The organism is Tenuifilum sp. (assembly GCF_037481895.1).
Lineage (GTDB): Bacteria > Bacteroidota > Bacteroidia > Bacteroidales > Tenuifilaceae > Tenuifilum > Tenuifilum osseticum.
On the sequence record NZ_JBBFKU010000017.1, the window covers coordinates 1 to 13223 of the forward strand.

The 13223-nt window shown below is 41.0% G+C and carries 5 protein-coding genes; all 5 read left to right on the plus strand.

Annotated features, from left to right (window positions below; translation table 11 throughout):
• The first annotated feature begins 302 nt into the window (after window positions 1–302).
• The 5 genes from WHS63_RS06675 (at window position 303) to WHS63_RS06695 (ending at window position 13209) form a co-directional block, all read left to right on the plus strand.
• Entirely contained in the window at window positions 303–3437 is a 3135-nt protein-coding gene (locus WHS63_RS06675; RefSeq protein WP_445204439.1) for a SusC/RagA family TonB-linked outer membrane protein, read from the plus strand.
• Window positions 3438–3449: 12 nt separating this feature from the next.
• On the plus strand, window positions 3450–4895 hold the full coding sequence (locus WHS63_RS06680) for a RagB/SusD family nutrient uptake outer membrane protein (RefSeq protein WP_445204440.1): 1446 nt from the start codon (window positions 3450–3452) through the stop codon (window positions 4893–4895).
• Window positions 4896–5157: 262 nt separating this feature from the next.
• Complete coding sequence (locus WHS63_RS06685; protein ID WP_445204441.1) at window positions 5158–8397, plus strand: SusC/RagA family TonB-linked outer membrane protein; 3240 nt, start codon at window positions 5158–5160, stop codon at window positions 8395–8397.
• Window positions 8398–8433: 36 nt separating this feature from the next.
• Window positions 8434–9945: a SusD/RagB family nutrient-binding outer membrane lipoprotein gene (locus WHS63_RS06690; protein WP_445204442.1), complete on the plus strand. Its 1512-nt coding sequence runs from the start codon at window positions 8434–8436 to the stop codon at window positions 9943–9945.
• Window positions 9946–10170: 225 nt separating this feature from the next.
• A complete protein-coding gene (locus WHS63_RS06695; protein WP_445204443.1) occupies window positions 10171–13209 on the plus strand; it encodes a SusC/RagA family TonB-linked outer membrane protein in 3039 nt (1012 codons plus the stop codon).
• The last annotated feature ends 14 nt before the right edge of the window (window positions 13210–13223 follow it).

Consider the following 13223-nt stretch of genomic DNA (forward strand, 5'->3'; position numbering starts at 1 on the left):
CGGCTCCACCCACGGGGCACCCAACGGGTGGAGCCGCCACGCGATACTATTCGCCTCGCCTACTGCGTGATTCATTTGGAATTGTATATCATGTTATAGTTAGATTTAAGAATTATTCTAGAGTATTTATAGGCTTTGTAAATCAATCCAATACGTCAAATATGATTCATATTTTCATTTTTAACACTCGTTTTGTTAACAAAATGCATCGCAAACGGTTGTAATTTAAAAAAGTGTTACATATATTAGCGGCGGAAATAATAAATTTCACTAACTATTATTGTAAACCTAAAACTTGTTCTATGAAAAAACTAAGCGTTTTTCTTGCAAGTTTGCTACTGGCCGGAATAACAATGGTTCAGGCGCAAACGGTAAGGATTACCGGAACGGTTACCAGTTCCGAGGATGGAATGCCCATGCCGGGCGTTTCAGTTGTTGTTATGGGTACAACCATTGGTGCTACCACCAATGCTGATGGTAAGTATGAGCTTGCCGTACCCGCTAGTGCTCAAACCCTCACCTTCAGCTTTGTGGGGTACGAAACACAGGATGTAGCTGTGGCTGGCCGCAGCGTAATCGATGTGGTAATGAAACCTGAATCGAAGCAGATTGAGGAGGTAGTGGTTGTAGCTCCTTATGGAACTTTTAAAAAGGAGTCATTTACAGGATCTGCTTCAACTGTAAAAACTGAAAAGTTGAAAGAAATTCAAACGTCAAACATAACCAAGGCACTCGAAGGTCTTTCATCGGGTATACAAGTTACTTCTGGATTGGGTCAACCGGGAACAACTGCTACCATTAGAATCCGAGGTATAGGTTCAATTAATGCATCTGCTGCACCTCTTTATGTAGTTGATGGTTTCCCCTTCAATGGCGATATTAATAGTATTCCCTCTCAGGATATTGAAACCCTAACCGTTTTGAAGGATGCTTCCGCTACTTCTCTTTATGGTTCGCGTGCTGCAAACGGTATTATTATGATTACTACCAAAAAGGGTAAGCAAGATAGAACTCAATTCAACGTTTTGGCAAGTTATGGCCTTAGTACAAGGGGTATTCCTGAGTATGATGTTTTAAATGCTGAACAATACATGGAAGTCCTTTGGCAAAAAGTATCTAACTATCGTATTGCTCTGGGAGATAATACTAACGCCGCAGCTTTGTTTGCTTCTACTAATTTAATAGATGATTATACAGGAGGCTACAATCCCTTTAAAGTACCTACGGGGGAATTTGTTGTTAGAGAAGATGGCAAGCTAAATCCAAATGCTCAAAAACTTTGGAATGATAACTGGTATGATGAGTTACATCAAACCGGTAAGCGTCAGGAAGTTCAAATTTCAGCCAGTGGTGGTACCAATAAGAATGCTTACTATATTTCGGCTAATATTTTAAATGATGAGGGTATTGTTACTTCATCCAATTTCCGTCGCTATAGTTTAAGACTTAATAACGAGAGTCAAATGAAGGAATGGCTTAAGGTTGGTCTAAACCTTAGTGCTTCGACTTCAGAACAAAATTATCCCGTATCAAGTGGCTCTTCATATGTTAACACCTTTATGTGGAGCAGGATGGTAGCCCCAATTTATCCTGTATATTTAAGAGATCCTAATACTGGTGAGTTAATTCTTGATCCTCAAGGGAAAAAGCAATACGACTATGGTAACTCTTTTGGTCGTGCGAGGTTATATAGTGCAAACAGCAACCCACTGGGAACAATAGCTTTGGACAAGAGGATATATAAAACAGACGATGTTTCTGCTCGGGGTTTCACTGAATTCAAGTTCTTGAAAGATTTCAAATTAACCATTAACGGTAGTGTCGATTATGATGGTTATTATGGCTTAACTCACCAAAACATGGAATTTGGTGATGCTCAAGCATTTGGTGGACGTTCTACTCGCGATTATGGTCGAACCTTCAATTTCTCTGCTAACCAATTGCTTAACTACAATCATACCTTTGTTGATGTTCACAATGTAGATGTTTTATTAGGACATGAAAGCACTCAGTATATTTACAATTATCTTACTGCTACACGTACAGGCTTTCCTTTACCTAATATATACGAACTTGACGCAGCAGCCACAAATGAATCATCTGGTTCATATGAAAATAACTTTAGACTTGAAAGTTATTTCAGTCGCGTAAACTATGATTATGCCAATCGCTATTACCTGTCGTTAAGTTTTCGTACTGATGGATCTTCGAGATTTCATAAAGACAATCGTTGGGGTACATTCTGGTCAGTAGGTGCAGCATGGCGAGTATCTGAAGAAGAGTTTATGAAATCACTTACCTGGATCAATAGCTTAAGGCTGAAAGCAAGTTATGGTTCAATGGGTAACGACAGGGTTGGATATTATGCTTACCAAGCTTTGTACTCTACAGCATACGCTAACTTAGGTTACCCAGGATTCTTGCTTAGCCGCTTGGGAACGCCTAATCTTAAGTGGGAAAAGAACGTTCAACTTAATACTGGATTTGAGGCTCGTTTCTTTGAACGTTTTAATGTAAACTTTGAATACTACATTAGAAAGAGCGACGATTTGTTGTTTACCCAACCATTACCTCCATCAACCGGATTTAGTGGTTACGATGCTAATATTGGGGCTATTGAGAATAAAGGTTTCGATATTGAACTGGGTGCAAATGTTGTGAATTCAAAGAATTTTAATTGGAATATTGATGTAAACCTTAGCCACTTCAAGAACGAAATAACTAAACTACCACAAAAAGAAATGATACAAGGCTCAAAGAAGTGGATGGCTGGTCATAGCATTTATGATTGGTATGTAAGAAAATATGCTGGTGTTGATCCTAATACTGGTAAATCGCTTTGGTATCAGGATGTAACCCATGTTGATCCTGTTACCAATGAAGTTGTAGTTGATTCAGTTATTACGACAACAAATTATTCCGCTGCTACTAGGTACTACACTGGAACAAGTTCCTTACCCGATCTTACAGGTGGTATTACCAATACATTCAAAATTTATGACTTTGATTTATCTTTCCTATTAACATTTGGAATAGGTGGTCAAGTTTATGATGCAAGTTATGCTGCATTAATGCATGGTAATCTTACGAATGGTACCAATTTCCATAAAGATATACTAAATGCATGGTCAACTACAAACCCAAATTCAAACATTCCAATTAATGATAATGACCAGAATGTTAATGGGCAGTCTGACAGGTTTTTAACCGATGCAGATTATCTCAGTTTTAAAAATTTAACCATTGGTTATACTTTGCCAAATAAATATTCACAAAAAATAGGAGCAAGTGTTGCAAGAGTATACCTAACTGGCACAAATCTTTTTGTTTTAACAAAGCGTAAAGGTATGGATCCACAACAAACCCTTGATGGTAATTTGGATAACGTATACTCTCCTTTACGCACAATTGCATTTGGTATAAATCTAAACTTCTAAAAGGTGATGTATATGAAAAGAATAACATTAATAGCAGCACTGCTAGTAGGGACACTGGTTGCTTGTAACGACGATTTTCTTGAAACCAGCCCTTCTGCCTCAATAAGTGACGATAAAGTTTTCCAAAATATTGAGGGTGCAAAAGCAGTTATAGATGGGGTAACCCGCGATTGGAGAGAATACCATAGTTATCATGATCAATTCGGGGTTAAATCTGTAGATTTGGTTTCTGATTTAATGGGCGAAGATATAGTTGTAGGTCGTTTACACTGGTTCCAATACGATTATACAATTGATAATAGAGAAGCTACCTACCGCCGTACAAACTTTGTATGGTCACTGTTTTATAGGGGAATTAGAAATTTAAATGAGGTTATAAAACATGTTGACGAAGCTACCAATGCTACCGATCTAGAAAAGGGTCATGTTAAGGCTCAAGCTTTAACTATGCGTGCATACTCTTATTTCAGGCTTATTCAGCATTTTCAACAAACTTATGTTGGAAATGAAAACAAACCTGGTGTACCTCTATATACCGAACCCATCAATGAAGGCAAACCTCGTGCTACAGTACAGGATGTTTACCAACAAATTGTAAACGACCTTGATGATGCTATTTCACTCTTTACTGCCTCCAATATTTCCCGAAGAGATATTTCAGAAGTTGACCTTTCTGTTGCCCATGGCATAAGGGCAAGGGTGGCATTAGTAATGAATGATTGGCCTGCTGCTGCTCAACATGCTGCTTCTGCTCGAAGTGGTTATAGCCTAAACACTATTGCTCAGTATGAATCAGGTTTCGATAATGCCTCGCAAATGGTTTGGATGTGGGGGCTTCCTGTTAATGAAGAACAGTCGACCATTTTTGCTTCATTCTTCTCACATTTGGATATGACTATAGGAGGTTATGCAGGTCTGGGCTATAGTCCTAAGTATTTGTGCCAAACATTGTATAATCAAATGCAACCAGGTGACATTCGCCGTGATGACTTGCTTCAAGCTACGACAACAGGTGGTGTTCCCGTTTATATTAACTATAAATTTGCTGCTGCTGGCGACAAGGAATTTGCAGCAGATTATGTAATGATGCGTCCTGAAGAAATGCTTCTTATTGAAGCTGAGGCCCGTGCAAGAATGGGTGGCGCAGATGAAGCAATAGCACAAGGATTATTAGAAGAACTTTGGAAGGTTCGATTTAATACTCCTCCAACCGTAACAGAAACAGGCCAAGCATTAATCGACAGGATTCTGGTAGAACGCAGAATTGAACTCTGGGGTGAAGGCTTTGCTTTTTACGATTTAATGCGATTGAAGAAAGGTCTAAATAGAACCAACCATCGTTTCCCCGCTATTCCGGGTAATACTATTGCACCCGAGGCTGATGTTTTCATTTATAAAATTCCTCAAAGTGAAATAGATAACAATCCTTTTATTGAGGAAGCCGATCAAAACCCGTAATGGTTTTTATTGATAAATAAAAAGGCCGCAAAACTGCGGCCTTTTTTATTGTAAGTTATTTAAAGGGGGTGAATTAATGGAATGTAAATAGTCAAAGTATTTTATTGTGTTTGATAATCAGTATGGTATGTTGTTTTGTTGTTGCACTTATCCTTGATGATAAAAAAAAATTAACTCTTTTGTTTGCATTTTAGTATTATTTAAAATATATTAGCCCTGTTGAAAATTTACTAACCTTTATTGTAAACCTAAAACTTGTTCTATGAAAAAACTAAGCGTTTTTCTTGCAGGTTTGCTGCTTGCCGGCTTAACCATTGTGCAGGCACAAACGGTAAGGATTACCGGAACGGTTACCAGTTCCGAGGATGGAATGCCCATGCCGGGCGTTTCAGTTGTAGTTAAGGGTACAACCATTGGTGCCACCACCAATGCTGATGGTAAGTATGAGCTTGCCGTACCCACTAATGCTCAAACCCTCACCTTCAGCTTTGTGGGATACAAAACCCAGGAAGTAGCCATTGCCGGCCGCTCGGTAATTGATGTAGCCTTGGAAACTGAGGCGGTTCAGATGGGTGAGGTTGTTGTTACCGCTCTGGGTATTACCCGTGAGAAAAAAGCACTTGGCTATGCAGTGCAGGACGTAAAAGCCGATGAGCTTAACAAGTCGGGCCAAACAAACATTTTGAATGCCATAACCGGTAAGATTGCTGGTGTTCAGATTGTTGGTGCATCGGGTAACACAGGTGGTTCTGCTAAGATTCTTATCCGTGGTGTGGCTTCAGTGTCTGGAAGCAACGATCCCCTGTTCGTTGTTGACGGAGTGCCAATAAGCAATGCAAACTACAACACTTCCTCAGCTAACGTTGGTGCAGGGGGCTACGATTATGGTAACCTTGCTTCGGATATTAACCCTGAAGATATTGAATCGGTTTCAGTTCTTAAGGGTGCTTCTGCATCGGCTCTTTATGGTACACGTGCTTTGAACGGTGTAATACTTATTACCACCAAAAAAGGTTCCCAGCAAAAGGGTATAGGTGTTACCGTTAACTCAGGGGTATCCTTTGAAAAAGTTGCATATCTGCCTAAAGTTCAGAAGTTATACGGCGGTGGCGTAACCTTCAGCGATGACGAAGGCGGTGTTAACGGGTTTGAACAGGTTAACATTAACGGAACAGATTATTTGGTTGTTAACTACCAAACAGATGAATCATGGGGTCCGAAGTATGATCCCAATATCATGGTTTTACCATGGAATGCATTTGATGAATGGGATACCAAAAACTATTTAGTGGCCAAGCCTTGGGTTTACCCAAAGAATGACTTTAATTACTTTTTCCAAACTGGAGTTTCATATACCAATAGTGTTGCCGTAAACGGAACTACTGATAAATCGAGTTTCAGGTTATCGTACACCAACATGACTATTGACGGGTATATGCCTGGCAATGAAATGGAACGTAATGCCTTGAACTTTAATGGAACGAGTAAGATTAGCAAGTACCTAGAAGCTTCAACAAACGTAAATTATGTACGTAACTGGGCTAAAGGACGTCCTGAAACCGGATACGGTGACAAGAACCCAGTAATGCGTATGTTCCAATGGGGTCAAACTTCAACTGACTATAAAGACCTCGAAACCTATAAGAATCCAGATGGTACCCAGAGAACTTGGAACCGTGTGGCATGGGATGATCCAACTCCTATGTACTCCGATAACCCATACTGGGCCTCATACGAAAATGCACCGGAAGACGTTCGTGACCGTTACTACGGTAACATTGGTCTTACTGCCAACATTACCGATTGGTTAAAGGCACGCGGTAGGGTTAACATGGATCATTATAACTATACCATTGAGGAGCGTAGTGCAATTGGTTCTCAAGCTCAATCGTTCTACTCCTTAGCTACTCGTGTATTTACCGAAATGAACTATGAGTTCATGTTTTTAATTAATAAGAACTTAACCGAGGACATCACCCTTAATGCCATGTTGGGTACTAACCGTATGGAGCAAAAATACGCCCTAACCGGTGGTGAAACACAAGGTGGTTTACTACTACGTAACTGGTACAGCCTCAGTAACTCTGCAGTTCCTGCAAGCGTATATGATAACAAGTGGCAAAAACGTATTAACAGTGTATTCGGAAGCGCAACCCTTGGTTATAAGGGCATGATCTACCTCGACTTTACCATGCGTGGTGACTGGTCATCAACTCTTCCTGAGGAAAATAATTTCTATACTTATCCAAGTGCTACAACAAGTTTCATATTTACTGAACTTCCAGTTCTAAAGGATCAAACTATACTATCGTTTGGTAAAGTTCGTTTGAACTGGGCACAGGTGGGTGGTGATACCAATCCTTATTCTACTGCTACTGTTTTTGTTCCTCTCGATAACTTTGGTACCGATCCAAACTATCGCCTTCCAACTACTCTGAATAATCCTAACCTGAAACCCGAAAAGACAACCTCCTACGAAGTTGGTACTGAGTTAAAATTCTTGAATAACAGATTGGGTATTGACTTTACATACTACAACAACCAAACTGTTAACCAAATTATTCCTGTACCTACTTCTGCAACAACAGGTTATACGCAACAAATTATCAATGCTGGTAAGGTTACCAATAAAGGTATTGAGCTCTTACTAACGGGCACTCCTATACAAATAGAGAACGGTTTCTCATGGGATGTAACTCTTAACTTTGCTAAGAACGACAACCGCATAAATGAACTTGCACCCGGAGTTAATACCTATCGCTTAGCAGGATTGTTTGGTGTTGAAGTTCATGCTCAGGAAGGCGAGAAGTTTGGAACCATTAAAGGTTATAACTATGTAACCGATGCAAATGGTAATAAGATAGTTGGAACCAATGGTCGTTACATCCAAAGAGCTACTATTGAATCTGTAGGTAGCTACTTGCCTGATTGGAATGCTGGTTTAACCAATACATTCCGTTATAAGGGTTTTGAACTATCAGCCCAAATCGATATGCAAAAGGGTGGCCGCATGTTCTCACTAACCCATATGTGGGGAACATATTCGGGTATACTTGAGCGGTCTGCAGCTAATAACATTCGTGAAGAAGGTATAGTAGTTGATGGTGTATATGGTACTTTAGATGCAAATGGCAATGTTGTTTATTTGAATGCTGATGGTACACCTGCTACTGGACCTGTTAAGAATGAAACTGTAATCACGGGTGAACGCTGGGCTTGGGACCACTATTCACGTGCTAGAGCAGGTCAAAATACTTTTGATACTGATTACATTAAACTCCGTGAAGTACGAATTGGTTATAACCTACCCAAGAAGTACACTGGTCCTTTAAACAACGTTAAAATTTCTGCATACGGTCGCAACTTAGCTATTTGGAATCGTGCTGAAGGTGTTGATTGGGACCCAGAATACGTTCATGGTTCAGGTAATGTTCAGGGTATTGAAGGTGGTGCATTGCCTTCACTCCGTACCTTTGGCTTTAACCTAACTTTTGATTTTTAACAGTATAAACCATTTGATTATTAAAAAATGAAAGCTATGTTGAAAAAAATATTTCTTATTATCTCACTACCGGTACTATTCATTACGGGATGTACCGATAAGTTTGATGAGATAAACAAGGATCCAAACAATCCTGTGGCTATTGAAACGGGATACCTGCTAACCTACTCGGAAAAAACCATAATGGATAATTTACGTGATGCATGGTTTGCAGGTCGAGGAACTCAACTTTTGTGCCAGCATTGGTCACAGAATAACTATCCCGATGAAGATCGTTACTTGATTCGTACAGAAACCATTCAAAATGCTTGGAGAGCATTTTATCGGGCTGCTGCCAACTTGCAGCAAATCATTAAAATGAATACCGATGAGGCTACTAAGGCTGATGCTCGTGCTTCTGGTCCAAATGAACATCAGATTGCGGTTGCAATGATTCTTAAAGCATACATCATCAGTATTATTACCGATACTTGGGGTGATGTTCCTTACAGCGAATGCTTTAATCCCGACATTCGTCAGCCTAAGTATGATGCTCAGGCCGATATTTATCCACAGCTTATTAATGAGCTGAAAGAGGCAGCTGCAATGATTGATCCAGTCAACGGTAATCTTACTAAGGGCGATATTATTTACGGAGGCGATGTGGCAAAATGGAAAAAGTTTGCTAATACCCTTCGCTTACGTTTAGCACTCAGAATGTCAAATAAGGATGTTGCTCCTCTCAACGAGGTTAAAGCACTTCCATTGAGCAGTTTCTTCGAGTCAAATGCTGATAATGCAAAGTTTGCATATCTAGCTGCAAGCCCTAATGAAGGTCCGGTTTACCGTGCATTTTTTGTTGACAATCGTAACGATTTTACCATTACAAAGCCTTTTGTTGAGCTTTTAGCTGGTAGAAACGATACGTTGAATACATCAAAGATTAATCCTTTTCAAGGGATTGAGGATCCTAGGTTAAGTATTTGGGCGTATAAAATTGGTGGCAAGTGGATTGGTATGCCTTATGGTATGGACGATGGTACAACAAAAGCATTTGCTCCAAATACTTGCAACTACAAGGATAATCCCTCTGTAGTTCATCAGCCTGATTTTGCCTACACATTCATGGATTATGCTGAGTTCTGCTTTATCATGTCTGAGGTTAATGGTTGGGATCAGACTTGGTATGAAAGGGGTATCCGTGCCTCAATGGAGGACTGGGGAGTTACTAATGGAGAAATCAATACTTACCTAGCTGCTGTACCCTCTGCTAATCAGGAGAATGTTCTTACCCAGAAATACATTGCGTTATATATGCAACCTGAACAGGCTTGGTTTGAGTATCGTAGGACTGGATTCCCCAAAACCCTTATTAAACCTGGAGAAATTACCCATAGACAAGGAACAACCAACATTATTTTCACTCCTATTGTTGATGGTGTGACTGATATTCCAAACAGAATGTGGTATCCTGTAGAGGAGCAAGGAGTTAACGAACCAGGCTATAAAGCCGCTGTTGCTGCTCAAGGGCCCGATGATCTTATGACTAAGGTTTGGTGGCAGGAATAATTAATTTTGATTTCATTCAAAAACCGCCCCAGAGGGGCGGTTTTTTTATTTTACCTTTTTACTCAAAAACATTTGACTGGTATTTCTATTTACCATAAATTAGCTTTGTGAATTAACTAACTAAACCTAAACCAAACTATTAACTTGTGTTTTATGAGGAAACTGTGTGCCTTTCTCACAGCTTTTTTGTTTATAGGTTCTTTGAATTTGTTAGCCCAACAAACTGTGAGAATTACGGGAACAGTAACTTCGGCCGATGGTGCATGGCCTTTGCAGGGAGTTACTGTGGTTGTTGTTGGTAGCACTACTGGTACGGTTACCAACATGGAAGGGCGATATGAGATTAGTGTTCCGGCCATTGCCAAAAAGCTTCGCTTTAGCTACATTGGTTACAAGACCGTGGAGGTTGATATTTCCGGCCGAACGGTGATAGATGTGGAAATGGAGGAGGAAGCAATTGAGGTAAAGGAGGTAACCGTTACAGCCTTGGGTATAATGCGTGCCGAGAAAGCAACGGGGTATGCCATTCAGAGCGTAAAAGGCGATGAATTAGCTCGCACTCCTGAGCTGAATATTGTGAATTCATTGCAAGGACGAATTTCCGGGGCTATTATTACCAATACCTCTGGGGCTGTAGGTGCCTCAACCCGTATCGTACTTCGCGGGGTTAACTCGCTTAGCACCGATAACCAGCCACTTTTTGTGGTGGATGGGGTTGTGCTTAACAACACAAACTTTGGTGGTACTTACACCGAAGGGGTAAACCGCGGTAGCGGCATTGCCGATATCAACCCAAACGACATTGAGAGCGTTACAGTTCTTAAAGGGCCCAATGCTGCAGCGCTTTACGGATCGCGCGCTGCCAATGGGGTTATAATTATCAAAACACGCTCCGCCGATACCGATAAGCGCTTTGGTGTTAGCTTTAACTCAACCACAACGTTCGAAAGGCCTTTAAGGCTTCCCGATTTCCAGGATGAGTATGGGCAGGGTACAAATGGCCAATTTGAGTTTTACGACGGTAAAGGAGGGGGTATTAACGACCATGTTGATGAGAGCTGGGGGCCAAAACTCGATATTGGGCTGATGATCCCGCAGTGGAACTCACCTGTTGTGGGCGGTGTTCGTCAACCCACACCCTGGGTATCGCACCCAAGTAATGTGAAGAACTTTTTTGAGCTGGGCCAAACCTACTCCAATAATATTGCCATTGAGAGCGCAGCCGAAGATTATGCAGTACGCTTCTCGTACACCAACTCCATGCAAACCGGTATGATTCCCAATACCGACCAAGAGAGGAATAGCGTAAACCTAAACGCCACAGCATCGCCTTATAAATTTCTGGCTTTCACAGCCAATGCTACCTATATTAACACCTATAGTAAAAACCTTCCCGCATACGGTTACAGCGGGCAGAATGTGATGCAGCAGTTCTTGTGGTTTGGCCGTCAGGTTGATGTGGCCGATTTAAAACAGTATAAGTATCCCGATGGCAGTAAACGAAACTGGAACTACAGCTACCATAACAATCCTTACTTTACCCTTTATGAGAACCTTAATGGTATTGATAGGGACAGACTGCTAGGTCAAGCAACTTCAACCATAAAGTTTACTGACTGGTTAAGCCTAAAGACAGGGATAGGAGTTGATTACTACACCAACTACAACAACGCCCGTTCCGCTTACGGCGATATCGAGAGCCCTTATGGCTACCTGAGCGAATCAAAAAGAACTTTCCGGGAAGTTAACGCCGACTTTATGTTTATGATTAACAAGTCGTTTACCGAAAATCTTGGTTTTTCATTCAATTTTGGAGGTAACCGAATGAACCAGTTTGCCCAATCGCTGAGCGCCTATGCTACTGAACTTAGCGTACCCGATGTTTACACCTTTGAGAATGCCCGAGTTCCTGTTGTTACCACGAATTACATTACCAAAAAGCGAATTAACAGCTTATACTTTAACGGTCAGCTAATTTGGAAAAATGCATTATTCTTTGATTTTACAGGACGTAACGACTGGTCGAGCACGTTACCAGCGGGTAGTAATGCATACTTTTACCCATCGGTAAATGTATCGGCCGTGCTGACCGATTTATTCGATATTCAATCTAGAAAATTTAGCTTTGCCAAGCTACGTGCCGGTTGGGCACAGGTTGGTGCCGATACCGATCCCTACCAGTTGCAACCCGTGTATAGGTTCGACGATGGTTGGAATTCCGGTACAAAGCTGGCTCAAATTTACATTCCAAACGACTTGCCAAATCCAAATCTTAAACCGCAGCGTACCAATTCATTTGAGATAGGGGCTGACTTACGATTCTTTATGAACCGGTTGGCTTTTGATTTAACCTACTATTCCCAAAGCACCTATGATCAGATTATCCGTATGCCTATAAGTGCAACAACCGGTTATACCTCTACCATAGTAAACGCAGGTCAGATTGACAACAGGGGTGTTGAACTATCGGTAAATGGAATACCCGTTAAGACCCGATCGGGTTTTGAGTGGAACATTGGTATAAACTTTTCAAGGAATGTAAATAAGGTAAGGGAGTTGGCCGAGGGTCTTGACCAGTACGTACTGGGTGGCTACTGGAGCCTTGATGTGTTGGCTATACCCGGTGAACCATTTGGCGTTCTATATGGGTACGACTTTATGAGGAACGACGAAGGGAAAGTAATTCACATTGCAGGATTACCCTTACAGGGCGTCATGAAGAAGTTAGGAAACTATACACCCGATTGGGTTGCTGGGGTAACTAACTCAATTAGGTTTAAAAACCTAACCTTTAGTGCTCTTGTTGATGCACGTTGGGGTGGTGAAATATACTCCATGACTAACACCTGGGGCCGATACGCAGGGGTATTGAAGGAAACTCTCAAGGGTCGTGAGGGAGGAATTGTAGGTGTTGGCGTAATGCCCGATGGACAGGGCCGTTGGACTGAGAATGATGTGGTTGTTTCGGCTGAGGAATACAATAAAGCTGCCTATAATAATAATATAGCCTACTCCAGCATATTTGATGCAAGTTTTATTAAGCTAAGGGAGGTTCAAATTGGCTACACCATTCCTAAAATAGGTAAGAGTTCAATACGTAATGTTTCCATTTCTATAGTAGGCCGTAATTTGGCTATACTTTACGCTAGGGTACCCCATATTGACCCCGAAACCGCATTTAGCAACTCCAATGTTCAGGGGTTAGAGTTTGGTCAACATCCTACAGCTCGCAGCTTAGGGGTGAATTTTAGCTTTAAGTTTTAGTTTGTAAAAAAATG